23 protein-coding genes are annotated in these 24,448 nt (G+C 64.6%); 11 read left to right on the forward strand and 12 right to left on the reverse strand.

Annotated features, from left to right (window positions below; all coding sequences use genetic code 11):
* The first annotated feature begins 120 nt into the window (after positions 1 to 120).
* Positions 121 to 1,131, forward strand: a complete 1,011-nt coding sequence (locus ACVZTU_RS14420; RefSeq protein ID WP_482400693.1) for an aldo/keto reductase family protein — start codon at positions 121 to 123, stop codon at positions 1,129 to 1,131.
* A 311-nt stretch (positions 1,132 to 1,442) separates the two neighbouring features.
* Positions 1,443 to 2,894 carry an MDR family MFS transporter gene (locus ACVZTU_RS14425; RefSeq protein WP_434591386.1) on the forward strand — a complete coding sequence of 484 codons (1,452 nt, stop codon included), beginning with the start codon at positions 1,443 to 1,445 and terminating at the stop codon, positions 2,892 to 2,894.
* Between the two features lie 70 nt (positions 2,895 to 2,964).
* On the opposite strand, the gene ACVZTU_RS14430 is transcribed toward ACVZTU_RS14425, so the two are convergent.
* A complete protein-coding gene (locus ACVZTU_RS14430; protein WP_139468213.1) occupies positions 2,965 to 3,516 on the reverse strand; it encodes a TetR/AcrR family transcriptional regulator in 552 nt (183 codons plus the stop codon).
* A gap of 114 nt (positions 3,517 to 3,630) precedes the next feature.
* Here ACVZTU_RS14430 and ACVZTU_RS14435 point away from each other — a divergent pair, with 114 nt between their 5' ends.
* Positions 3,631 to 4,164 carry a DoxX family protein gene (locus ACVZTU_RS14435; RefSeq protein WP_482400694.1) on the forward strand — a complete coding sequence of 178 codons (534 nt, stop codon included), beginning with the start codon at positions 3,631 to 3,633 and terminating at the stop codon, positions 4,162 to 4,164.
* Between the two features lie 10 nt (positions 4,165 to 4,174).
* On the opposite strand, the gene ACVZTU_RS14440 is transcribed toward ACVZTU_RS14435, so the two are convergent.
* Positions 4,175 to 4,690, reverse strand: a complete 516-nt coding sequence (locus tag ACVZTU_RS14440; RefSeq protein WP_139468211.1) for an SRPBCC domain-containing protein — start codon at positions 4,688 to 4,690, stop codon at positions 4,175 to 4,177.
* Between the two features lie 16 nt (positions 4,691 to 4,706).
* On the opposite strand from ACVZTU_RS14440, the gene ACVZTU_RS14445 reads away from it, so the two are divergent.
* Positions 4,707 to 5,048 (forward strand): ArsR/SmtB family transcription factor, encoded by a 342-nt coding sequence (locus ACVZTU_RS14445; protein WP_181270692.1) that lies wholly within the window; start codon positions 4,707 to 4,709, stop codon positions 5,046 to 5,048.
* 100 nt (positions 5,049 to 5,148) lie between these two features.
* On the opposite strand, the gene ACVZTU_RS14450 is transcribed toward ACVZTU_RS14445, so the two are convergent.
* On the reverse strand, positions 5,149 to 6,381 hold the full coding sequence (locus ACVZTU_RS14450; RefSeq protein ID WP_181270693.1) for an MFS transporter: 1,233 nt from the start codon (positions 6,379 to 6,381) through the stop codon (positions 5,149 to 5,151).
* A 110-nt stretch (positions 6,382 to 6,491) separates the two neighbouring features.
* Between ACVZTU_RS14450 and ACVZTU_RS14455 the strand changes: the two genes are divergently transcribed.
* Positions 6,492 to 7,055: a hypothetical protein gene (locus ACVZTU_RS14455; protein ID WP_434591395.1), complete on the forward strand. Its 564-nt coding sequence runs from the start codon at positions 6,492 to 6,494 to the stop codon at positions 7,053 to 7,055.
* Between the two features lie 78 nt (positions 7,056 to 7,133).
* On the opposite strand, the gene ACVZTU_RS14460 is transcribed toward ACVZTU_RS14455, so the two are convergent.
* Positions 7,134 to 8,357, reverse strand: a complete 1,224-nt coding sequence (locus tag ACVZTU_RS14460; RefSeq protein ID WP_181270695.1) for an integrase — start codon at positions 8,355 to 8,357, stop codon at positions 7,134 to 7,136.
* Positions 8,358 to 8,483: 126 nt separating this feature from the next.
* Between ACVZTU_RS14460 and ACVZTU_RS14465 the strand changes: the two genes are divergently transcribed.
* Both ACVZTU_RS14465 and ACVZTU_RS14470 read left to right on the forward strand, forming a co-directional pair.
* Positions 8,484 to 9,617, forward strand: coding sequence for a helix-turn-helix transcriptional regulator (locus tag ACVZTU_RS14465; RefSeq protein ID WP_139468206.1), 1,134 nt, complete (start codon positions 8,484 to 8,486; stop codon positions 9,615 to 9,617).
* A 308-nt stretch (positions 9,618 to 9,925) separates the two neighbouring features.
* Positions 9,926 to 10,402 carry a hypothetical protein gene (locus ACVZTU_RS14470; RefSeq protein WP_482400695.1) on the forward strand — a complete coding sequence of 159 codons (477 nt, stop codon included), beginning with the start codon at positions 9,926 to 9,928 and terminating at the stop codon, positions 10,400 to 10,402.
* Positions 10,403 to 10,464: 62 nt separating this feature from the next.
* Here ACVZTU_RS14470 and ACVZTU_RS14475 read toward each other — a convergent pair whose 3' ends face one another.
* A complete protein-coding gene (locus ACVZTU_RS14475; protein ID WP_139468204.1) occupies positions 10,465 to 10,908 on the reverse strand; it encodes an NUDIX hydrolase in 444 nt (147 codons plus the stop codon).
* The gene (locus ACVZTU_RS14480) at positions 10,905 to 11,525 is read right to left on the reverse strand and encodes a DNA-3-methyladenine glycosylase I (RefSeq protein ID WP_482400696.1); all 621 of its coding nucleotides are present in this window, start codon (positions 11,523 to 11,525) and stop codon (positions 10,905 to 10,907) included. Before ACVZTU_RS14480 ends, ACVZTU_RS14475 begins: the two co-directional genes overlap by 4 nt.
* Positions 11,526 to 11,632: 107 nt before the next feature.
* Here ACVZTU_RS14480 and ACVZTU_RS14485 point away from each other — a divergent pair, with 107 nt between their 5' ends.
* Positions 11,633 to 12,592, forward strand: a complete 960-nt coding sequence (locus tag ACVZTU_RS14485; protein ID WP_482400697.1) for an aspartate dehydrogenase domain-containing protein — start codon at positions 11,633 to 11,635, stop codon at positions 12,590 to 12,592.
* 167 nt (positions 12,593 to 12,759) lie between these two features.
* Here the strand turns inward: ACVZTU_RS14485 and betT are convergent, their stop codons facing one another.
* From betT to aztD, 4 genes are all read right to left on the reverse strand, one after another.
* On the reverse strand, positions 12,760 to 14,841 hold the full coding sequence (gene betT / locus ACVZTU_RS14490; RefSeq protein WP_482400698.1) for a choline BCCT transporter BetT: 2,082 nt from the start codon (positions 14,839 to 14,841) through the stop codon (positions 12,760 to 12,762).
* A 293-nt stretch (positions 14,842 to 15,134) separates the two neighbouring features.
* Positions 15,135 to 16,514 (reverse strand): short-chain fatty acid transporter, encoded by a 1,380-nt coding sequence (locus ACVZTU_RS14495; protein ID WP_139908903.1) that lies wholly within the window; start codon positions 16,512 to 16,514, stop codon positions 15,135 to 15,137.
* Positions 16,515 to 16,664: 150 nt separating this feature from the next.
* Complete coding sequence (locus ACVZTU_RS14500) at positions 16,665 to 18,044, reverse strand: NAD-dependent succinate-semialdehyde dehydrogenase (RefSeq protein ID WP_259357452.1); 1,380 nt, start codon at positions 18,042 to 18,044, stop codon at positions 16,665 to 16,667.
* Between the two features lie 198 nt (positions 18,045 to 18,242).
* The gene (gene aztD, locus ACVZTU_RS14505) at positions 18,243 to 19,508 is read right to left on the reverse strand and encodes a zinc metallochaperone AztD (protein WP_482400699.1); all 1,266 of its coding nucleotides are present in this window, start codon (positions 19,506 to 19,508) and stop codon (positions 18,243 to 18,245) included.
* Positions 19,509 to 19,680: 172 nt separating this feature from the next.
* Between aztD and ACVZTU_RS14510 the strand changes: the two genes are divergently transcribed.
* Entirely contained in the window at positions 19,681 to 20,034 is a 354-nt protein-coding gene (locus ACVZTU_RS14510) for a nuclear transport factor 2 family protein (RefSeq protein ID WP_139468197.1), read from the forward strand.
* A 14-nt stretch (positions 20,035 to 20,048) separates the two neighbouring features.
* On the opposite strand, the gene ACVZTU_RS14515 is transcribed toward ACVZTU_RS14510, so the two are convergent.
* Positions 20,049 to 20,876: a DUF981 family protein gene (locus tag ACVZTU_RS14515; RefSeq protein ID WP_434591420.1), complete on the reverse strand. Its 828-nt coding sequence runs from the start codon at positions 20,874 to 20,876 to the stop codon at positions 20,049 to 20,051.
* 150 nt (positions 20,877 to 21,026) lie between these two features.
* A complete protein-coding gene (locus tag ACVZTU_RS14520) occupies positions 21,027 to 21,947 on the reverse strand; it encodes a 3-hydroxyacyl-CoA dehydrogenase NAD-binding domain-containing protein (protein WP_482400700.1) in 921 nt (306 codons plus the stop codon).
* 164 nt (positions 21,948 to 22,111) lie between these two features.
* Between ACVZTU_RS14520 and ACVZTU_RS14525 the strand changes: the two genes are divergently transcribed.
* Positions 22,112 to 22,975: a hypothetical protein gene (locus ACVZTU_RS14525; protein ID WP_139468195.1), complete on the forward strand. Its 864-nt coding sequence runs from the start codon at positions 22,112 to 22,114 to the stop codon at positions 22,973 to 22,975.
* 129 nt (positions 22,976 to 23,104) lie between these two features.
* On the forward strand, positions 23,105 to 24,439 hold the full coding sequence (chrA, locus tag ACVZTU_RS14530) for a chromate efflux transporter (RefSeq protein ID WP_482400701.1): 1,335 nt from the start codon (positions 23,105 to 23,107) through the stop codon (positions 24,437 to 24,439).
* Positions 24,440 to 24,448: the final 9 nt, after the last annotated feature.

A 24,448-nucleotide genomic window follows, 5' to 3' on the forward strand; every position in this document is an offset into this window, starting at 1 on the left:
CTCGAACTGGGCCGCGACCGCACGGGCCGGCCGCTCGCGCTCGCTGCGCACTCACCGGTGGACTGAGTCCCGCCTCGGCGAGGGGTTCCCCACTTCCGCGCCCAGTCGTAGGCTGAGGTCATGGAGCACAGATATCTGGGAAACAGCGGACTCAAGATCTCCGAGATCACGTACGGCAACTGGCTCACGCACGGTTCGCAGGTGGAGAACGACACCGCCACGAAGTGCGTGCACGCCGCCCTCGACGCGGGCATCTCCACCTTCGACACCGCCGACGTCTATGCGAACACCGTCGCCGAACAGGTCCTCGGCGACGCGCTCAAGGGCCAAAGGCGCGAATCGCTCGAGATCTTCACGAAGGTCTACTTCCCCACCGGACCCAAGGGACACAACGACACCGGCCTATCGCGCAAGCACATGATGGAGTCGATCAACGGCTCGCTGCGCCGACTCGGCACCGACTACGTCGACCTCTACCAAGCCCATCGCTACGACTACGAGACTCCGCTCGAGGAGACGATGCAGGCCTTCGCCGACATCGTCCGCTCCGGCAAAGCTCTCTACATCGGCGTGAGCGAATGGAACGCCGACCAGCTGCGCGCCGCCCACCACCTGGCCAAGGACCTCGGCATCCAGCTCGTGTCGAACCAACCGCAGTACAACATGCTCTGGCGCGTCATCGAGGAACGGGTCGTCCCGACGTCGAAGGAACTCGGCATCTCGCAGATCGTCTGGTCCCCGATCGCGCAGGGCGCGCTGACCGGCAAGTACAAACCCGGCCAGCCGGTCCCCGCCGGCTCCCGAGCAACCGACGAGGACGGCGGCGGCGCTGAATCGATCAGGAGCCGCTATCTTCACGACGACAAACTGACGGCAGTGGCGAAGCTCGAACCGATCGCCGACGAGCTCGGAATCACTATGGCGCAGCTCGCGATCGCCTGGGTGCTGGCCAACGACAACGTCGCCACCGCCCTCGTCGGCGCCTCCCGTCCCGAGCAGATCGCCTCGAACGCCGAGGCCGCCGGGGTCACCCTCGACGCGGACGTCCTCACGCGCATCGACGACATCCTCGGCGACCTGCCGGAGACCGACCCCAACAAGACCCAGTCGCCGGCCACCCGCCTGACCTGATCCCTCACCGAGGCGGCCGACCGTCTTGATTCCGACCGCGGTCCCTTGGTGGGGCCGCGGTCGGAATCTTCCTCACCGGCGACAAAAGCTCCGCGGTGACGGGTGTCCGTCACCCAACCGGGAGATGAACTCGACGAATCTCACACCGACCCGGGGCCGCCTCGGCGAGGGTGGTGGGTTAAACTGCATGAAACGGTTATATAACCAAGGAATTTATTTCCGGGCGCAAAGAGGGGCCGATTCAGCGCACCTCCGCGGGCGGGCTGTTGCTGGAAGACAAGAAGAGACACAGACGACGAACAGGTGAGGGGATGCCATTGGCGAACGGAGACGACTTTCAGAAGGACCCGTCAGAAGGCACCCCGGTCAACCGGAACCTCGTGCTTGCGGTTCTCGTCTCAGGCGCGTTCGTCATCATCCTCAACCAGACGCTGCTCAACACCGCCCTGCCGGCATTCATGCACTACTTCGACATCACCTCCGGCGCCGCACAGTGGGTGACGACGAGTTTCATGCTCGTCAACGGCATCATGATTCCGGTGACCGCGTTCCTCATCGAGAAGTTCACGACGAGGGGCCTGTTCTTCACCGCCATGGGTCTGTTCATCATCGGCACCATCGTCTGCGCGATCGCTCCGGTCTATCCGGTGATGCTCATCGGCCGCGTCATCCAAGCCTCGGCCGGCGGAATCATCATGCCGCTCATGCAGACGATTCTCTTCGCGATCTTCCCCGTCGAGAAGCGCGGATCAGCCATGGGCACCTTCGGCCTCGTCATCGCCTTCGCACCGGCCATCGGCCCCAGCCTCTCCGGTTGGATCGTCGACCACCTTCCGTGGCAGACGCTGTTCTACATGATGCTGCCGATCGCGATCATCGATCTCATCGTCGCCTATTTCCTGCTCAAGAACGTCACCGAACGCACCTTCCCCCGACTCGACGTCCTCTCGATCATCCTCTCCACCCTCGGCTTCGGCGGACTGCTGTTCGGCTTCGGCACCGCCGGTGACGCCGGCTGGCTCAGCGCCGAGGTGCTCATCCCGCTGGTCATCGGCGCGATCTCGCTGACATTCTTCATCACCCGTCAGTTCAAACTCGAACAGCCGATCCTCGAGTTCCGCATCCTCCGCTACCGAATGTTCACGCTCAACACCCTGCTGGGCATGTGCGTGTTCATCGTCATGGTCGGCGGCATGATGGTCCTGCCGCTGTACATGCAGAACATGAATGACTTCTCGGCCATGGAGTCGGGCCTGGTCCTGCTTCCCGGCGCCGCGGTGATGGGACTGATGTCGCCGGTGACCGGTCGCGTGTTCGACGCCATAGGCGCCAAATGGCTCGCCATCGCCGGCTTCGTCCTGCTCACCGGAACCACGTTCCTCTTCGCTCGGCTGGAACCGGACACCTCGTTCGTCTACCTCGCCGTCGTCAACACGGTCCGCATGTTCGGTGTCGCCATGGTGATGATGCCGGTGACCACGGCCGCGCTCAACCAGCTGCCCTCGCACCTCATCCCCCATGGCACTGCCCTGAACAACACGCTGCGCCAGATCGCGGCGTCGGTCGGCACCGCGGCGCTCGTGACGATCATGGTCTCGGCCGCGCGGAACCCGGAGACCTACGGCATGGCGGGCCTGGTCCACGGCGCGAACGTCGCGTTCTTCGTCGCCGCCTGCGTCGGCATCCTCGGCGTCATCGGTGCGTTCTTCATCAAGAACTCCCACGGACTCGAACCGGGGCAGAAGAAGGTCGCCGGCAAGTGATTCCGGGGCACCGCAGGTGCCTCACCGCCATATAAACAGATCCGGCCCAGCCCCTCAGCGGCCCAGCCCCTCAGCGGCTCCTGTCGGCGCCCTCGACGAGGTGGCCCGCCACGATGCGCGCCTGTCTGAGTGCGTCTTCGGGCTCCACTGCTCCGCTGAGCACCAGAGTGGCGTATCCGTGGACGAGCGACCATGCCGCCACCCCGAAGTCGGAGTCCGGCCCCGATCTGGTCGTCGCCACTCCGACCGAGAGCGCCGCCCACGCCCGCTGACGGGCCGCAGTCAGTTCGCCGTCGTCATCGTGGAGCAGCCGGGGTTGGAACATCACCGTAAAGTGGGATGGGCAGGCGAGCGCGAATTCGACGTACGCGACTCCGCGGTCGATGAGTCCGCCGCCTTCGTCGACTCCGGACATCGCCTCCGCCAGGCGGTCGTATCCTTCTGTCGCCAGCGCCGTGAGCAGACCGGATTTGTCACCGAAATGATACGTCGGAGCGGCGTTGGAGACGCCGGCCCGCTTCGCCAGCGCACGCATGCTCAGTTTGGCCACGCCGTCTTCGGCAATCGCCGAGGCGGTCTCCGCCAACAGGGTTCGACGCAGATCCCCATGATGATAAGTCACAGTCCGATCGTACCGGAGCAAACTTTTCATTGACAAGATGCTTGTCGGCGATCTATCTTTTCACTGTAAAGATTCGTCGCGGCCGCAAGGCCTCGCTCATCGAAGGAGCCTCTCATGGCACCCTTGCTCTTTCTCCTCATCACCACTCTCGCCGTCTACGCCGTCGGACGCTTCAACTCGGCGGCGGCCGAACATGGCCTTGGTACATGGCCGGCGGCAATCCGGTTCGGGCTGGCCGTGATGTTCATCGTCACCGGCATCTCACATTTCGTCGGCATGCGCGAGGCTCTCATCGACATGGTGCCGCCATGGCTTCCAGCACCAGCTGCGCTCGTCACCGTGACTGGGGTGCTCGAACTGCTCGGAGCCTTCGGCCTGCTGCTGCGCCCGACTCGCCCGTGGGCGGCCGGCGGGCTGGGGCTGATGCTCATCCTCATGTTCCCGGCGAATGTGCATCTGGCGCTGACCGGCGAGAATCTGCCGTGGGACGATCAGCTGGTGCCGCGCACAGTAATGCAGGCCGTCTTCCTTGCCGCGGTCCTCGCAGTGCTCATTCCGGAGATCCGGGCACAACGGGGAGCACGAAGGCAGCGCACGTCGGGCACTGTGACGACATCGGACTCTGCGGCGGGACCGTCCGGGCGCTGACGTCCCGGGCTTATTTGTAGTAGCCCTCGCGGAGGTTGATTCCGTGCTCGATCCAAACCTTGAGAGCCGAGAGCATTCCGGTCCAGCCCATGCAGTTGCCGAAGGCGCCCTGAGCTCCGCCCTCGGTGAGCTTCCAGGACTTCTCCGTGATCGTCACGAGCGTCCGCGCACCGTCATCGACGGGAGTGAACTCGAAGGTCGTTGTCGTGTCACTCTCCACGGAATCGTCGGAACCCTCCCAGCGGATGACGATCTTCTCGTCCTGGAAGTTCTCGACGACTTCGACTGGGAATCGACCCGGGAAGTCAGCGAAGTCCCATGTCACGTCGGCCCCGGCCTCCAAACGGCCGCGGGCGCCGCCGGTCGTGAAGTAATGCGAGAGCTGCTCGGGATCAGCGACCGCCTCATAGGTCTCATGAGGAGTCTTCGAGATGTAGCCGGTGACCGTGAAGGACAGCTCCTCCAATGGACGGGACTGATCGTTCTGCTCGACGGGTGTGTTCTGGGTGCTCTGCTCATCTGTCATGTGATATATTTACCACATGTCACGGGAGTTGGGAACAGGCTCGGATGAATCCGACGATGCGGTCTTCAAGGCCCTGGCCAACCCCAACCGCCGACGCGTCCTCGACCTGCTGCGGACTCGACCGCGGACGACCGGTGAGGTCTGCGAGGCGTTTCCCGACCTCGATCGCACGACTGTGCTGCAGCATATTCGAGTGCTCGAGGGCGCTGAGCTGGTCACCGGCCGCAAGGAAGGACGCACCCGACTGCTGGCTCTGGCACCGCTCCCGATCAAACGGATCCATGATCGCTGGATCGGTGAGTACACACGTGCGGCCGTCGGACTGCTCGCGCAGCTCGATGAGGAGTCCCCGCACTGACGATCCAGCCCTGCCCTTCAACCACAGGCTCAGTCGCACCCCGCAGTCTCCGGGTCAGCAGCGCCCGCACTGACAGCTCAGCCGTGCCCGCACTGACAGCTCAGCCGTGCCCGTTGTTCCGCCTCTGCAGAGTCCGCGCGATCCACGACAGGGCACCGGTGAACAGCAGAAGCAGAGCACACACCAAGAAGGTCGACGACGACCCGAGATAGGTGAAACCGAGCCCGCCGACCACACCTGCGACGGCCAGCCCGATGTCGAAGTTCATATTCCATGCGACGCTGGCCCGGCTCGGCGAACTGACCGCGGCGAAGGCCATGACGAGACTTGCCGACTGCATGGCGCCCAATCCCAGTCCGATGACGAGCATCGAGGCGAACAGCGTCCCACCGTAGGAGACGACAGCGCAGACCAGCCCGATCGCCGTCAGGACGAGGCCCAAGATGTTGAGGGCGAACGGCGGGAAGCTGTCCGAAACGGCCCCGACGACGAAGCGTCCGATGACCGCCGAGATCTGCATCCCGGCGATGAACAGTGCCGCTACGGCGACGTCCTCGCCCGGACCGAAGCCGACGATGATCCCGAAGACGATCATGCCGACGAGGAACGGAGAGAGCATGAGGACGAGCCCGAGCGCTTCCCCCGCCCAGCGTCCTGCTTTTCGGAGGCTCCGCTTCTCGTTGCGTCCGGACCGAACCCCGACCGTCTCGTTGCCGCTCGGCGATGCTCCCGAATCGTCATTCCCACGCCGAGGCGGCCGACCGGGTACGTATTTGAGCACAGTGGGAATGGCCAGGAGGAGACAGGCGCAGACGATGATGCGGAAGGTCCAGATCGGGATCGTCTCAACCAACCACAGCCCCAGCGGAGCTCCGACGGCCGCGGCCAGGGAAGTGATCCCACCGAAGAAGCCCAGCGCCTTGCCGGTCCGTCCCGGCGCGGTCGTTCCTGGGACCGCGGCATTGGCGAGGACGACGAAGAGCCCGAACCCGACGCCTCCGCAGAGTCCGGCGAGGACGAGTGCCAACAGGGGCGGGGTGACGAAGAGTCCGAGGAGCTGGCCGAGGAACTGCAGGACTAGAGCCAGCATGAGCGAGGCCTTGAAACCGAAGACGCGACCGGCCCACGGGGCGAAGGGCTGGGCGACGATGACACCGATCATCATCGTCGTCAGCACGGACCCGCCGGTGACGGTCGACAGTCCGTCCGTCGCCGCAATCGTCACCATCGTCGAATAGCTGAAGAAGAAGGCGGAGAACCCGAACATCGCCGTCCACACCAGACCCAACAGCGCCGGGGTGTACGTCGCCTGAGACGGATGTTCGGGGTCCATAGTCCGAGGTTACGACATCGGCACTGCATCTGCCGTGCCCGCACCATCTGCCGTCCATCTGGTGCAGAAGTGTTCACCTCCACGTCAGAATGATCGCCTACCATCGGTCCATGAACTCATCGGAACTCGGCTCGGACCTCAAACGCGACGCTCCCAGTGGCACCATCGACACCGCATTCGTCCTCAAATTCGAACCGCTCTATGCCCTCACGGACCTCGAGTCGGAGATCTTCAGTGATATCGGCCCGAAGACGAAGGTCCGCGAATCGTTCAAACGCAAGCATTTCCTCAAGGTCGCCGAGTGGAAGGCCATCGGAGTTCTGCCGAGCCTCGAGGAGATCTCGTCCGATGACATCGACTTCGTCACCGGCGTCGCGCTCGACGATGACACACCCAACCGCTTCCGTCTGCCTTTGCTGCAGATGCTGCCCGGAGTGGGAATTCCGATGGCCAGCACCCTGCTCACCGTGGTCAATCCCAAGAAGTTCTCCATCATGGATTCCCGGGCGCTGACCGTTCTGCACGATTTCGCTCTCGTGCCCACGGACAATCCGGCGCAGATGGACTATCAGACCTACCGCAAACTCATGAAGTCCCTGGCCAAGGGCGCCAACTGCGCCCCGATCGACCTGTACCGGGCGCTCATCGCCTATTCGCGGCAGGAACGAGACTAAGTCTTCACCCCCACGGGGCGGATCTGCCGACAGCCAGCGGACACGATGCTCTGCCGGCGGCGTGGGAACGGAACTCTCTCAGGCGGCCAGCTCCTGCAGACGCCTCTGCCAGAACACGATCTCCTCGGTCAGTCGGGCCGGGTCGAGACCATCCGCATACTGGGTGAGCTCGTCCTCCTGCGTCGGTGACATGACTCCCGCTGCGCGCAGACGTTCGAACGGTGTGCGCGGTTCGTCGTAGATTCGCCGCTGGTCGCCGTCACCGTCATCGGCCCAGCCAGCCGGTTTGCGCGTGGGAGTGAAGTAGTTGAGCCGGTCATCGACCGCGCGCCAAAGTCCGTTGAGTGCAGACCGGGCCTCTTCGGTGTCATAGCGGCGGATATTGCCGTACTCATGGACGAGATGCTGATGCCGCGAGGCTTCCGGAAGCCGATCGCGGCGGAGATCTTTGAGCACCGGACTGAAATGGATATCCAGTCCCCGCGCCCACCGGTCGGTCGCCTCGTGGACGGTGTCATCGGCATTGCTCAGCTCGATGGCATTGACCCAGAAGGGAATCCCCTGCACCTCATCGAGCGACCACTGCAGCACGTCCACCATGGTGTCCGGAGCGTTGTCGGCGAGGCTGTGGGTGAAGACCCAACCGGTGTGCAGGCAGGAGGCGCTGATCGTGAACACACAGTTCGAGGCTCGGGTCGGTCCTGCGTGGGCGATGGTGTCGACGAGGAAGTATCCGGGTTCGTGCTCGTTCGGCCCCGAAGCGAAGTCGAGGAAGTCTTCGCTGGGACTGGTGAATCGTTTCGTCGACACTCGACGATCTCGGAAGTCCTCGGCTCGCGCGGTGCGCAGATACCGGTCGATCGACGCCGGACTGACGGCGAGCAGCTCGGACCGGACCTTGAGGCTGTAACCATCGCGGTCGGGCACCAGGGCGCCGTGTCGCTCGGCCGCATCGAGCAGCTGCGGCATCACAGCGGCCAGGTACTTTCCACTCTGGAACCCCGACCACTCCCAGATCCGGACGAGGAGTGCTCGCGATTCGGGTGAGTATTTGCAGCACCTCGACGACGGCTGGTCGGCGGGCGGATCGTCGTAGGCATCATCTTCTCCGATGCGGAAGGCCGCCAGGCGGCGCCGCGCATGGTCACGTGACCAACCGGTGAGGATCATGACCTCGTCGAGGATCCACCCTTTGTCCTTCTTCCGTGCCGACGAATACAACTCGAGATAGTCATCGACGTCGAATTCTGCTTCAGTTGTCTCTGTGGAAGGAATGCTCTGAATATTCTGCTGATCGTGCATCAATTTTGTTAGTTCCTCCGAATTCGGGGAAGCCACTTCTTTGTTTTCGCTCTGCCCCGGAACGATTTGCATAATGCTATTCTGAGTTCAGGCAGGAGGTCTTCCTAAACGACAGAAGACGCAGAGATGTCACAGACTGCAGCACGGCTGCTCGGGTTATTGTCACTGTTGATGGTGCCCCGAACCTGGTCGGGAACCGAATTGGCAGATCGCCTGGGAGTGAGCCCGCGGACCATCCGGAACGATATCGGCACGCTCCGCGATATCGGCTATTCGATCGACGGCACACGCGGAAACGAGGGCGGATATCGTCTCTCCTCCAACGGCGTGGGCATCCCGCCGCTCATGTTCGACGCCGATGAAGCGGTGGCGGTCGCCGTCGGCCTCCACTCGGGGCTGAGCTGCATCATCGGCGGAATGGAAGAGACTTCGGCACTGGCACTGGCGAAGCTCGAGACCATTCTCCCCACCGCAGTCCGGACACGGGTGCAGAGCCTCGCGCACTTCACTGTCCCGGTCGTCGGCAATCAGCCGATGCCGATTGTCGACCCCAACCTCATCGTCACTCTCATCGACCACTGTCGCCGACACGAACGCCTGCGCTTCACGTATCTCGGTGAACCGTCCGACCGCTCACCCGGCGGCACAGGCGACTCATGCGCCACCAGCCCAGTTACAGCCGACCCAGACACCGGCGACTCTCTCCTACCGAACGACCCGAGCAGCACCTCGGCACACGAGGTCCATCTGGAAGTCGAAGCCTACCGACTCGTCAATCGTCAGCACCGCTGGCACCTGCTGGCCTTCGAACCCCAGGCTGAGGACTGGCGAGTCTTCAGCGCAGAACGCATCGTGCCGAAGACCCCGAGCGGCCGCAGCTTCACTCCACGTCCGCTGCCGGCCGACGACATCGGAGAATTCGTCGAACGACACGCCACGGAACCCAGGTGGCGGCATTCGGCCCAAGTCATCGTCGATGCACCGGCGCCCACAGTGATGAAGAAGCTCGCGTCCGCCGAAGGCACTGTCGAAGCACTCGAGGACGACCGCTGTCTCGTCACCGTCGGCGGCCAGAGCCTCACCACGATGGCCCTGGCCCTGGCGCGCTTGGACACCGACTTCACCGTCATCGACAGTCCCGACCTCCGCGAATGCCTCCACCGACTCTCGGTCCAGCTCGGTCGGGCTGCCGAGGGCCATGCGGCACCCGACCTCGCACCTTCCCGAGCGAAGAATGCGGCTCCCCGAGCAGCGAAATAGGGATAAGGTCACAACCCGACATAAAAGCCTTTGTGCGAGTATGTGAAATTTCGCGGGCATGACCCGTGAGTCATGTCCATTCCTTGTCGCCCGAGAACACCGAGCGGTAACTTTCCTGGATACGTTTCAGGTATCGGTTCGCTTGATGGCGACTAATCCATTCGGGCCGCCGCCGACCACAATCCCTAATCCTCTGATCGGAGAAATGAGATGCTTCTGCCGTGCTTCGGCACAGCAACGAGTCCTCGTACCGCCATCCTCGATTCCGACGGCGGGCCGCAGTGACAGCAACAGATGACGGACGGTCGATGACGACTGGAAATCTCCGCAGCGCTGACGTCCTCGCCGAGCGCATCCGCCGCACGAACATCACCTATGCCCGCCTCTATGGGCCGCTGGTGGTGCTGGTGATCGCCGCTTCGTTCTTCCCCTACTACTCCCCCGAACCGGACAGTTCGGTCACATACGGGAACCTGTGGCAGGAAGTCCTCAGCATCGGACGGGGAGTCGACGTCTTCGCGCTCTTCGCTCTGCTGTTCACCACCGGGCTGCTGTGCCTGGCAGCGGTGGGTCGCACGACAATCGCCGTTCTGATCGCGATTCTCACCGGCGCGATCGTCATCGGCTGCACCCTTCTGCAGGCACCCGGCTATGTCAGCCCACCGGCGCTGACGATCTTCGGCATCATCGACATCTCGCTGAGCTTCCTCATCGCCGCGATCACCGTGGTGCATTCCCTGCACCTGTTCACCCTCGACCTCGGGTTCCAGCGTCGCACCGCATGAGACCAGCGCTGCCCAGCGTGAAAGCAGCATCGCACCGCGCAAGACGACGGCGCTTCACTCGGTCAACCAACCGATCTCCCCGCGGCCTGCAGCGCCGGGATGACCTCGTTGCGGGTCAGTGGCGCGAATTGGCGGATACCGGTGTCCGCGGGCAGCGGGTCGATGGGAAACCATCCGGCTTCGGCGATCTCGGCCAGATGCGCGATGTTCTCCACATCGAGTGCTGCCGGCAGACCGTCATAGCAGAACACGTCGCCGATGACACGGTGATCGGCTTCGTTCGCCGCCGCGGCAGCAAACGTGCCCAAAGCGTGCAGTCGGTGACGGTCCAGATCGAGTCCAAGCTCCTCGGCGATCTCACGGACGATGGTGTCCTCAGCGGTCTCCCCCTCTTCGGGTTTGCCGCCGGGCAGCATGAAGGAACTGGTCCCGGCCTTGCGCACCATGAGCAGTTCCCGGCGTTGCGGGTGGAGGAGGACGAGTGCGGAGACGCGGATGTCATTCATTCCGACCACACTCCGGACGCTCCTCGGCGGTGGGAATCGAGCAGGTGCGTATCGACCATGCCGATGGCCTCCATCAGCGCATACATCGTCGTCGGTCCCACGAAGCGGAACCCCTTCTTCTTCAGCGCCTTCGACAGCGCCACGGATTCCGGTCCGGTCGTCGGGATCTCGGCAATGGTACGCGGTCGCGGGGTCTGCGCAGGTTGGAACGACCACAGGAACGCATCGAGTCCGCCGTCTTCACGCAGTTCGATCACGCGAGCGGCATTGTTGATGCAGGCTTCGATCTTGCCGCGGTGGCGGATGATCCCGGAATCGGTCAGCAGCTGCTCGATCTCGCTGTCGCCGAAGCGGGCCACGGCGTCGGGATCGAATCCGGCGAAGACCTCACGGAACCGACTCCGCTTCTTCAGAATCGTCAGCCACGACAGACCGGCCTGGAATCCCTCGAGGCTCATCCGCTCGAACAGCCCCGCCTCGTCATGGGTGGGCAGACCCCACTCGCTGTCGTAGTAGTCCAGCAGCATCGGGTCGCCGTACGCCCACGGGGTGCGGGCAAGTCCGTCGTCGCCGGTGACGGCTCCCCCGGATGCACTCGGCTGTGATTCGTCGTCCATCCTGCAACCGTATCGCGTCGCACTGACATTGCCCGCGCACCCCCACGCTCCGGTCTCCTGCGGCAACGGTCCAGCCCCGTGTCAGATGTCTCCGATAGGGTGCGGCCATGACTTCAGTGCTCCTCCTCGGCTTCGGTGCCATCGGCCGTCACGTCGCCCGGCTGCTCTCTCCCGAGCTCGAGTCCGGGGCGTTCAACCTGACCGCCCTGGTCTCGGATCGAGCCAACCACAGAGGTCGCCCGAATCACGGCGCCGAGGTAGTCGACCTCCCCACGCTCACCACCCCAGTTCACGAACCGGCCCCATCGTTGCCTGCTGCGTCATCGACGCAATCACCGTCGCCGAGGATGTTCGACCGCTTCGATGTCATCGTCGAATGCGCCGGGGTTCCCGCCGCCGCCCGATTCGGCCCCGCCGTCATCGCGGCCGGTCGCCCATTCGTGCTCACCAGTGTCGGAGCCATGGCCGATCCCGGCACCCGTGCGGGTCTGCTCGCCGGACCCGGCCGCCTGCATGTGACCAATGGGGCGATCGGCGGACTCGATGTGCTCGAGGCGGCGGCTCAGTCCGATGGCCTCGACAGCGTCGAAATCACCACCTCGAAGGAGGCGAGCGGACTCATCCGACCGTGGATGTCCGAGACCGAAGCCGAGCGTCTGCGTGTCCTCCGTCCTGAGGACGGCCCTCTGACGGTGTTCGAGGGCAATCCCGCCGAGGCGATCGAGAAGTTCCCCGCCAATGTCAACATCGCCGTCGCCCTCGCTTGGGCCACCCGCGGACTGAGTCGAGCTGCAGCGGCCTCAGACTCAGGAGCCAGAGCGGCGTCGACCGACACCGCACCTGAACGCACCGATGCCGACTTACTCGGTGCCTCGTTGGAGAGGGTGCGGGTCGTGCTCCAGGCGGTCGCCGGTCAGACCCAGTCCGCCCACCGAATCCGGGCGTCCGGGTCCGCAGGGGAATTCGCGTTCGACATCCGGTCGACGCCGAGCCCGGAGAACCCTGCCACCAGCGGGCTGACGGCTCTGTCCGTCGCCCGAACCCTGCGCACCGTGACGGCAAGGTGATCACCTGGCCGCCCCCGAGCCCACCACGCAGCGTCCGCCGGCCTCGGCGCTTGAGATCGACGCATCCTCGGTGCGAGAAATGACGACGCCCGGGACCGCCGACCGTCAGGCCAGGGATCCCGGGCGCCGCACTCACCCGCCGGAATCAGTCATCCGGACATCGCGATTCAGTCATCGCGGTGGGTGATGTTCTCCTGGAGTTGGAGGAATTCGACGTGACGTTCGTACTGGTCGAGCACGTCATCGATGATCTGCTCCTTCGAGAAGCCCATGATGTCGTAGCCCTGACCGGTGCCGCCGTCGAGGTAGACCTCCATCCGGTAGTAGTCCTCGCCGGTTCCGCGGGGGACCATTCCGCCGAATGACGGCACGCTGACCTTGTGCGGCCACACCTGATAGCGGAACGGGTATTCCCCGTCTCCGTCGACCTCGAACTGGAAGAGTTCGCCGTCGTCGACGAACACGCCTTCGGAGTCGACGCGACCGCAGCGTGACGAGATTCCGCGGCCCTCCATCTCTTCGGCCACCTCGTGGAGGGTGGGGATGAGGACCTTCTGCTCGAACTCCTCGGCACGCGCCTTGTTCGGGAAGGACAGCACCCGCCCGAGCTGACGCTGCCATGTCTCGTGGCCGGGACCGCGGGAGCGACGGGCCAACGAGCCGGGCAGGGTCGTATCGACGCTGTCGACGCGGTTCGCCTCGACCCGCAGGGCCTTGTACAGGCCGATCATGACGAGGATGACGACGAAGGCGAAGGGCAGGCCCATGATCACCGTCGCGTTCTGCAGCGCGCCGATGCCCCCGACGAGCAGCATCGCCACCGTCAGGGCACCGGTCGACAGCGCCCAGAAGATGCGCAGTCCGGCGCGTCCGTCTTCGGCGGGATTGCGCAGGTTCGACGACAGGTTCGCCATGACCAGGGCCGCGGAGTCCGCTGTAGTGACGTAGAACAGCAGCGCCGTGATCGTGGCCAGAGCGGCGATGACGGCGAAGGCCGGGTAGCGTGAGAGCAGGTCGTAGAACCCGCCCTCAGGACTGAGCATGACCGACTCACCGAACTTCTTGTCTCCGCTGCGGATGATGTCCAGGGCCGAGTTTCCGTAGATCGAGATCCACATGAAGATGTAGATGAACGGAATCGTCAGGGTGCCCAGCACGAACTGGCGGATGGTGCGTCCGCGGGAGATGCGGGCGAGGAAGAGTCCGACGAACGACGCGAAGGCGATCCACCAAGCCCAGAAGAACAGGGTCCAGTCGGTCATCCATGTTCCGGTGTCTTCGAAGGCGAAGGTCTGTCCTGCCATGTTCGGAAACAGGCGGACGAAGTCCGTGACATTGAGGACGAAGGCGTTGAGCAGGAACTTCGTGTTTCCGGCCACGAGCACCCAGAGGCTCAAAGCGATCGCGAGGACGACGTTGAGGATGGAGAGGAACTTGATTCCCTTGTCCACACCTGAGACTGCCGAGAGCGTGGCGACACCGACTCCGACGACGACGATGCCGACCTGGGTGCCGACGCCGATGGGTATTCCGAGGACAGTGTTGAGGCCGACGTTGACCATGACGACGCCGATGCCCAACGAGGTGGCCACACCGAAGATCGTGCCCAGCAGGGCGGCGAGGTCGACCGTCTCACCCAGAGCACCATGGACGCGCTTGCCGAAGATCGGGGCCAGCGCCGAGCGGATCGCCAGCGGCATATTCATCCGGTAGGCGAAGTAGGCCAGGGCCATACCCATGAGTGCGTAGAGTCCCCAGCCGCTCAGGCCGTAGTGGAAGAGCGCCCACACAGTGGACTCGCGGGCTGCGTCGACCGTTTCGGCTTCGGTGCTCGGCGGGGTGAGGTACATCGTGACCGGTTCGGCCACGGCGAAGAACATGAGGTCGGTGCTGATGCCGGCGGCGAAGAGCATCGACGCCCAGGCGATGAGCCCGAATTCGGGTTTCGAGTGTTCGGGGCCGAGCTTCGTATTGCCGTAGCGGGAAGCCGCCAAGTAGATGACGAAGACGAGGACGGCGAGGACGAGAAGGACGTAGAACCAGCCGAACCAATCGGAGGTCCAACCGACGACGGCGCCGAGGACCGACTCGGCATTGGTCGGTGAGATGAGGGCCCATACGGTGATGGCGAGCGCCACCAGTGCTGCCGCGAGGAACACCCGCTTATTCACGGGTGGCAGCGACGGCTTCACCTTGCCCTTCGCCTCTCCCTTCGGTTCGCCCGGCGGGGTGTCGACTGATGCTGACATGGTTGTGCTCCTTATCCGGACGCTGTTGCGTCGTGGCATCGGACCCGGTCGAACAGGGTGCTCAACCGAGCATGATCAACGGCTGTTGCTGAATGAGATTCCGTCCTCGCCGATCCCCCGGATCCCCGGGGACGGCCAACAACGGAGGTTACCACATAGACACTTCCGGTCACTTATCCTGTGATGCCACGCGAATCTGCAGATCAGCGACTCACCCTCGCCGAGGTGGGGCTTCACCGACCGTGTCATCGTCGGTGAAGGCCCGCCTGCCTCGGTGTGACGTTCGCCGAGCCTCAGAGGGAGACGAAGAACAGCGCGGCAGCCATCACCACCCCGGAGCCGAGGAATGTGATGACGGTGTAGCCGAGGATGTCGCGCATCTTCAGTCCGGCGATCGCGAGCACTGGCAGCGCCCAGAAGGGCTGGAGCATGTTCGTCCACTGGTCGCCGTAGGACACGGCCATGATCGCGATCGACGGGTCGACGCCGAGCTGGTTGGCCGCATCGAGCATGATCGGGCCCTGCACGGCGAACTGGCCGCCGCCGGAGGGGACGAAGAAGTTGACGAGTCCGGCCGAGAGCAGGGCGAGGACGCCGAAGGTCGTGGTGTTCGAGATCGAGACGAAGGCGTCGGAGAACACTGCGATGAGTCCGGTGGTCGACATGATGCCGAGGATTCCCGCGTAGAGCGGGAACTGCAGGAGGATCTCGCCGACGTTCGACGCAGCCTCCTTCGTCAGGTGGATGAGCTCGAACGGGTTGCGCACGAGCAGGAGGATGAGCGCGAGGAACGACCAGTTGACGATGTCGAGGGTGAGTCCCCCGCCTTGGGCGAAGTGGATGATGAGATAGGCGACGAGAGCGAGACCGACGATGAGGGTGAGCACTCGTGAGGCGTCGATCCGGTCGGCCGGAGTGACGACCTCCTCGTCGACCTCGCTCTGCCCCTCCGAACTCACCGAGGCGGGGAGTTCGTAGACGGTGGCGCCGGACTTGGGTGCGACGAGGAAGAAGAGGAGCGCGCAGACGATGATGACTCCGGCGATCGCCAATAGGTTCCAGCCGGCGAAGATCGTCTCCGACACCGGAACTGTCTTCCCGCCGAGGGACTCGGAGAGGAAGGAGTCCGGGGTGGCCGCGGTCAGCGGACCCGATCCCGAATACCCCATGTGCCAGACGACGAATCCGGAGTAGCCGGCGGCGACGAGCAGCGGGAAATGGACCTTGATTCCGCGTTCGCGGGACTGCACTGCGATCTCACGGGCGAGCAGGGCGCCGACGACGAGGCCGAGTCCCCAGGTGATGAGGCTGGCGAGCGCGGCGACGATGAAGACGAAGACATAGGCGAAGGTGGCGTTTCCGGGAACTCGCGCGAGCCGGGCCAGCAGCTTCCGCACCGGTCCGGTGTTGGCGAGGATGTGCCCGAGCAGGAGGATCAGACACATCTGCGTCATGAACTCGAGCAGACCGGCCAGTCCCTCACCCCAGCCGGTGACGACGTCCGTCGGTCCGGCGTCGGTGAAGATGAACGCGAGGACGGCGACGATGAGGGTGAGGACGATGGCGAAGGTCAGGGCCGAGGGAATCCACTGTTCGAGGAATCGGTTGACCGGCCGCATGATCCCTTTTGAGGCTGCGGCGTTGACCTGGGTTGACGGCTTCGGTGCCGACATGGGATGACCTCCCGCTGAGAATTATGAGAATTGTCTGTGCGTGGTCTCAGCATACAATCAGGGCGCTGTCCCCGTAAGAGACAGCGCCCTGAGCGCGATCACAACCCGGTCACGATCGGAACCCGGATCCTCGGGCTCTGGTCGTACCGATCAGTCCTGTTTGTACACGAGCTGCTTGTTGACGAATTCGTCCATCGCCAGCGGACCGAGTTCCCGGCCGACACCTGAGCGCTTGACTCCGCCGAAGGGCAGGTATTCGCGGCTGCCTTCCGGAGCATTGAGGAAGACCATGCCGGAATCGATCTGGTCGCCGACGCGTTCGGCACGGGCGATATCGGTGGAGAACACGGCGGCCCCCAGGCCGAACGGGGTGTCGTTGGCGAGCTCGACGGCTTCTTCCTCGCTGCTGACCTTGTAGACGATGACAGCGGGTCCGAAGAGCTCTTCGTAGTATCCGCGCATACCCTTCTGCACATCGGTGAGGACGACGGGTTCGACGTAGGCTCCGCCGCCGTCGTACTTCTTACCGCCGGCCAGCAGGGTCGCGCCCTCGCTGACGGTGTCCTGGACCTGCTCGACGAAGCGGTCGGCGGCGGCCACCGACGACAGCGGGGACAACCGGGAGCCCTCCTCGCCGGGAACGGCGGGGGTGTTCTTCTTGGCCGCCTCGGTGATGGAGGAGACGAAGTCGTCGTAGATGTCGTCCATGACGATCATCCGCTTGGGCGAGTTGCAGGCCTGGCCGGTATTGCCCATGCGGGTGTTGAAGAACGTCTTCGCGGATTTCTGGACGTCGTCCGTGTCGAGCAGGATATAGGGGTCGGATCCGCCGAGTTCGAGCACGACCTTCTTGAGGTTCTTTCCGGCCTCGGCAGCGACGGCGGCACCGGCGCGTTCGGATCCGGTCAGGGACACTCCGTGGTTGCGCGGGTCGGGCAGGATGATGTCGGCGACCTGCTCGTTGCTGGCGTAGATGTTGATGTACGCACCTTCGGGCAGGCCTGCCTCGATGAAGATCTCTTCCATGATCTGTGCCGAGCGGGGGCACTGCGGGGCGTGCTTGAGCAGGATCGTGTTGCCCAGGGCCAGGTTCGGGGCGGCGAAGCGGGCGACCTGGTAGTAGGGGAAGTTCCACGGCATGATGCCCAGCAGCGAGCCGACGGGCTTGCGGCGGATCATGGCGGTGGCGTCCTTGGGTCCGCGCAGGGGTTCGTCGGCCATGAAGGCTTCGGCGTTGTCGGCGAAGTACTTGTAGATCATCGAGCTCAGCTGGACTTCGCCCTTGCCCTCGGGCACGGACTTGCCCATTTCGAGCTTGATGACTTCGGCGAGTTCCTCGGCGCGCTCGGCGTAGATCTCGGACACTCGTGTGAGGATAGCGGCGCGCTCGGCCACCGTGGTCCGGCTCCACTCGTCGAATGTCGTCGCCGAACGATCGAGGGCGGCGAGGATCTCGGCATCGGTGGCGGTGGGGAATTCTTCGGCGACTTGGCCGGTCGCCGGGTCGGTGACGCGATACATGGTGGTCATGGCTGTCCTCTTTCACTTCGACGGGGTTGAGGCGATCACCGATGGTGTGATCGCAGGTCCAACCCCCACGCTATGGCCGAACCCCGGCGTCGGCAACGGCGGTCTCACCTCCTGGGCAGATTCCCAGCCATCACCGAGGCGGCCGACCCGACCGGCTGCGTGTCCAGGGACACCGCCGGTCGGGTTCGTCCCGATCCCTCAGCCGGTGACGCCGGTGAGTTCGTTCGGTGCGTGCGGCAGCGACTTCTCGGCCATCACCTCACCGGATTCGAGATCGACGATGTGGATCGACTTCTCCGCCGGATCGCTGACGTAGGCGACCTCGCCCTGGACGAAGAGCGTCGGGCGGGCCTTCTGCCATTCGACAGGCTCTTCCCATTCGTCGATGACCGAGTACTCCTCCGTCACCGAGGCGGTCGCGGGGTCGATGATCTTCAGCTTCCCATCCGTGGACAGGACGACGCCCTCCCCTTCGGGTCCGCGGCCCAGTGACCGGAAGCTGTAGGAGGCGCCGAGGTCGACGAGCGAGAGCTTGCCGGTCTTCGTATCCGTGACGCTCACCCGTTCGGGACGTTCGAGCTCGGCATCTTCGTCGACTTTGTAATCGCCGAGGATGTACTGCGATTCGTCGCTTCCGGACTGGTTGCCGATGCGGCCGAAGGAATCGGGAGCGACGATCTTCTCGAACTTCCCCTCCTTGTACAGCAGGATTCCGTTCTCGCAGCCGAGCGCGATGACCTCGTCCTTCGCAGCGGCTTCGCCGTGGACTCCGGGGCACTCGTCGCTGCTCGCGATCTCTTTGCCGGAGCTGTCGACGACTTTCGCACCCGAGCGTTCGTCCTCGGTTCCGACGGTGTGCAGCATCGACCCGTCAGCAAGTTTCACGGCGACACCGTGGTGGGGTTCGTCGACCTCGGCGACCTGGGGCTTCGGGGCGCCGTCGGAGAAGTCCTCGGTGTCGAAGGTCTGGATCTTGCCGTCGCCGTCACCGAAGAGCACGGTGGCCTCGCCGTGGTTGACGACGTGTCCGGGCAGTTCGGTGTTGAAGACGGTGTCGGTGAGCTGCGGGTCGGCGGCGTAGCTGTGGGTGTGGTCGCCGTGGGGCTGGGTCCAGACTCCGGCGTCGAAGAGGCGGAAGCCTTCGGCGACGGAGACCATGAGGTGGCGGCCGTCACCGACGGGATTGAGGCGGTTGAAGCCTTCGAGCTTCGTATCGTCGATGACGTCGAGAGTCGTCGCATCGAGAGTGAGGATCCCGCCGTCGTAGGTTGTCACGAGCCGCGGCTGGGCGGCGGCGAGCTCCTGGGCGTGCCCTGTGTCCTCCTTGTCGTCTGCGGCGCCTGCGGTCTTCTTGTCCGAACTGCCCGCGTCATAGTCGGTGGCGTCGTCGCCGGCTTGGCAGCCGGTGAGCAGCAGTGCAGAGGCGACCACCGCCGATCCGAGCATCGTGTGGTGTCGTTTCATTATTCGCACTCTCTAGTTAGTGAGACTCGTTATCATTAGCAGGTCGATACTAACCCGATGAGGGACAGATATGCGAAATGAGGTCGCCGTCGGCGACGAAGGGAGACCCGGCGGGCCAGCGAGGACCAAGGGCCGGCCCGACTATGACATGAGTCACTGTTACGGTAGTGCCATGGCCAGTGTGACTGAACTCGTGAAGCGCTACTACACCACCGTCGATGCCGGAGATGCGGACGCCACCTCGGTGCTGTTCGCCGCGGACGCCAGCTATGATCGGCCAGGCTATCCGACGATGGTCGGCCGGCAGATCACCGACTTCTACCATGGCGAACGCGTCATCGAGTCCGGTGCGCATTCGCTGCAGGAGATCCTCGTCGACGGTGATCGCGCTTCCAGTCGCGGTGTCTTCAGCGGTCGTCTCAAGGACGGCTCAGAGGCCTCGGTGGGCTTCGCGGACTTCTTCCTCTTCGACACCGAGGGCCTCATCGCCGAACGCACCACGTACTTCTACCAAGCAGCGGTCTGAGCAGCTGCGGCTGATCACATCGTGTTGACGATCAATCCGATGTGCGTGTAGAAGTTCATCGCGCCGAAGAGGACGAACACGATTCCGGTGATCGTCCAGACCACGCCGGTCACGGAGATCGCAGCTCCACCGACTTGCGCGTCGACCGGGGTGCTCAGCACCTTGCGCACCGCGAAGGGGAACAGCACCGCCCCGAGACCGACCAGGGCGAAGAGCAGTGACATGAATGTGGCTTCGATGACCGGGTAGTCAGCAAAGGCACCGGAGATCGGCTCCTGCGGCGGAGCGGCGAAGAGCTGGTAGACCGTTCCCGCGAGTGCGATGGCGAAGAGGGCGAGTCCGAGCGCGGCGATGAAGATCGACAGCGGCTTCACCGTGCTTGCCGCCATCCCCAGCGGATCGGCATCGGCCTTGAGGTCGGCCCCGCGCTTCCACAGATACCAGGCAGCAGCGAGCATGAGCACGCCGAAGGCGAGGCTCGTCTCACCGAAGATGACGTTGTCGAAGGCGAATCCGCCCGCTGCCAGCGGCCAGGTCAGCGTCATGTGCAGACCGGTCAGGGTGAGGATGAGTCCCAGCACGCCGAAGATCAGCGCCCATCCGTCGGTGCTGAGCGCGTGTCTGCCTCCGCGCCATTTCGATCCTGCACTGTCAGCGACTCCGGCCGTCCCTCCGGCACGGCGCAGCTCCCGGTAGAACAGGACGACGGCGAGCAGTCCGGCTCCAACCGCCACTGACATGATCGTGTTGTAGGTGGGCATCGTGGCCCAATCGATCATTCCCGGCGATTCGACGCCGGTGAAGAATCCGCCCATGGTGATTTCCTCCTGAGGTGATCGCATTGCGGCATCCGGGGCAGGTTGCCCCGGAGCCCCAATGCACTTGTACTCAGCACAACACTGGGAGTCACCTCAAAGATTCCTTATCCATCCTGGTGAGAGTGTCTGTCTCGTCACCAATACGGGCCAACGGTCACCACGTGGGCAGACGTCTCAGTGCCACTGACCGCGGGCCTCGAGCACCGCCTTCTGGATCCGATCGCGGACGGCCGCTGCCTGTGGGGTCGGGGTCGGGCCATAAGCGTCTTCGACCTGTTCGAAGACGTCCTCCATACCTGCGGGATCGATATCGACCGGCAGGTCCTCGATGGCGGCGAACGCCGGTCCGATATGGTCCATGAAACCGCGGATCCCGGCCTCTCCCCCGCCGAAGTGCATGCCTTCGAACTGGCCGATGGCCGACCAGCGCAGGCCCAGCGAATTCTTCATCACCGTGTCGAGCCCCTCGGCAGTGACAACGCCGTTCTGCACGAGCGAGATCGCCTCTTTCATCAGCGCATTCTGCAGCCGGTTGCCGACGAATCCGCGGATCTCGCGCCCCAGCACCACCGGTTCGCGCCCGCAGCTGCGGTAGAACTCGACCGCGGCCTCCACGGTCTCCTGGGAGGTCTGCGGCGACGGCACGACCTCGACGAGAGGCATGAGGTGCGGTGGATTGAACGGGTGGCCGACGATGACGCGGGAGGCCGCGGACTCGGGCAGTGCGGCCGCGATCGTTGAGGCCGGGATCGTCGACGACGATGTGGCGAACACGGCCCCGGCCGGAGCCGCCTCGGCGATCTGAGAGAACAGCACGGGCTTCGATTCCGGATCCTCGGGACCGGATTCCTGGACGAAGACGACACCTGCCACCGCGGCCTCGACGGATTCGGCGAGTTCCACGGTGCCGACTTCAGAGGCCAACTCATCTTCGGCGGAGGCATCAGCGGTGACGTCGGCCTGTAAGCCGGCGACCACCTCGGCGAGGTCGGGACGCGGGTCGAAGACCCGCACCGTGTACCCGCTGCGGGCGAAGAGGAAGGCGAACGATCGGCCGATGGTTCCGGCGCCGATGACGGCGACTGTTGAGCTCATGCGACCAGGCTATACCCGCCCCACCTGCTCGAGCGGCGGAGTTCACTGGGGCGTGCGAGGGCATTCACCCAAGCGTGCGGCGGCAGACACCGGCCCGTTCGCCGTAGTCGAATCGTTGCCGTGTGCCTCCCGCCGAGGTCGCGTCCTGGTGGCACAATGTCACCATGAGCGCGAACCCAGAACTGAGAACAGTGGACTCGGAGATCATCGCCCTGGCGGAGGACGAATACGCCGCCGCGGCCGAGACCGCACGCATCGAGGTGCGCGAGATCCACACCGCCGACGAGGCGGCCAAGGCCTCACTGCTGCTCGACGAAGTCTGGAACGTTGACGAGACCGGCACGAACGTGTTCGAACCCAGCCTCATCATCGCCTTCGCCCACGCCGGCAACTATGTCTCCGCTGCGTACAGCGTCGACGAACCCGACGAGATGATCGGTGTGACCATCGGCTTCTTCGGCCAGCCTCTGGGTTCGGTCATGCATTCGCATATCGCCGGAGTCCGCCATCAGATCATCGGCCGCGGGGCCGGATCCGCGATGAAGCTGCACCAGCGTCTGTGGTGCCTCAACCTCGGCATCACCGAGATGACCTGGACTTTCGACCCGCTCATCGCCCGCAATGCGTACTTCAACTTCCAGCGTCTGGGCGTCGGAATGGTCGAATACCTCGAGGACTTCTACGGGCAGATGCGCGATGGGGTGAACTCCGGCCAGGCCAGCGACCGGATGATGGTGTCCTGGCCGCTCGACCGTCCGGCACGCGCCTCGGTCGTCGATCCCGGATCGGCGTTCCCCTGCCTGCGCGCCGATGACGACGGGGAGCCGCTGCTGAGCGAGGTTCCGAAGGAGACCGAGTTCGTCTCGCTGGATTTCCCCTCCGACATCGAGGACCTGCGCGGACAGGATGCCGATCTCGCCAGCCGCTGGCGACTGGCGCTGCGCACGGCGCTGACCGGGCTCGTCGGCGACGGCTGGGTCGTCGACACCTGCCTCAAGGGCGGCACCTACCTCCTCCACCACCCCTGAGCGTTCACCTTCGCTGCCCGTTCGCCCGGCGCGGCGAGCCTGCTCGCGCTGCCGGCAGCTGTCCCGTTCACCTCGGCGTCACCTGATACGTGTTCACTGAGGTGTTCACCTGAGCGAAGCGGAGGACCGATGAACAGTGATACGGCGGCCACACAGCCGCCTGGGCCGGCACCCCTCGCCGAGGTGGCCGGATCGTTCCTGCGTCTGGGCCTGACGTCGTTCGGCGGTCCCGTCGCCCACCTCGGGTACTTCCGCGAGACCTTCGTCAGCCGCCGTTCTTGGCTGGACGACCGTGAGTACGCCGACCTCGTGGCCCTGTGCCAGCTGCTGCCCGGCCCTGCGTCGAGCCAGGTCGGCATGGGACTCGGGCTGCGCCGTGCGGGCCTGCCCGGGCTCGCGGCCGCGTGGGTGAGCTTCACTCTGCCGTCGGCGATTCTGCTCACCCTCTTCGCGTTGGGGCTCTCGGCCTTCGGTGACCTCGGGGATGCCGGGTGGCTGCTCGGGCTCAAGGCCGCCGCGGTGGCCGTCGTCGCCGGTGCCGTGCAGTCGATGGCGAAAACTCTGACCCCGGATGCTCGTCGTGCGAGCATCGCCGCTGCCGCCCTCACCCTCATGCTCGTCATCCCGGATTCGATGGTGCCGACGGCGCTCATCCAGATCGCCGCGATCGTCCTCGGCGGAGTTCTCGGCCTCGTCTGGCTGAAACGGCCCGACGAAAGTGGGAAAGAGCAGGAAGCCTCCGCCGAGGCGGCCGCACCCTACACAGCGGTCGATTCCAATTCAGTTTCCGCCTCCGAGTCAGCAGCTGCCGCGGTCGGGCCCCATTCCCCCGAGAGCCGCATCGCCTCCCGCGGTGCCAGACGGTTGGGCATCGCCTCCCTCATCGCCTTCGCCGCTCTGCTCCTCGGACTGCCCGCGCTCACCGCGGCGACCGGGGATGCGACCATTCGCCTCATCGATATCTTCTATCGGGCCGGGGCCCTGGTCTTCGGCGGCGGTCATGTCGTCCTGCCGCTGCTCGAGGCCGAACTCGTGCCCACCGGTCTGGTCGGCCACGACACGTTCCTCGCCGGCTACGGTGCAGCACAGGCCGTTCCCGGTCCGCTGTTCACCTTCGCGGCGTTCCTCGGAGCGTCGATGACGACGGGACCGAGCGGCATCCTCGGTGCCGGTATCGCCCTGTTGGCGATCTTCCTTCCGGCGGGTCTGCTGGTCGTCGGGATCCTGCCGTTCTGGGAACGGCTGCGTGCCTGGGAACCGGCGACGGCGGCACTGACCGGAGTCAATGCCGCCGTCGTGGGGCTGCTGGGGGCCGCGCTCTACGATCCTGTGTTCGTCGAGGGGATCACCTCGCCTGCGACCCTGGCGCTGGCCGTCGCCGCCTTCGTCGCCGGGACCATGTGGAAGGTCCCGGCGTGGACGACGGTGATCGGCGCCGGGGTGCTCGGCTGGCTGCTGCTGTGATCGGTCAGG

It is taken from the genome of Brevibacterium sp. OS20, assembly GCF_056837565.1.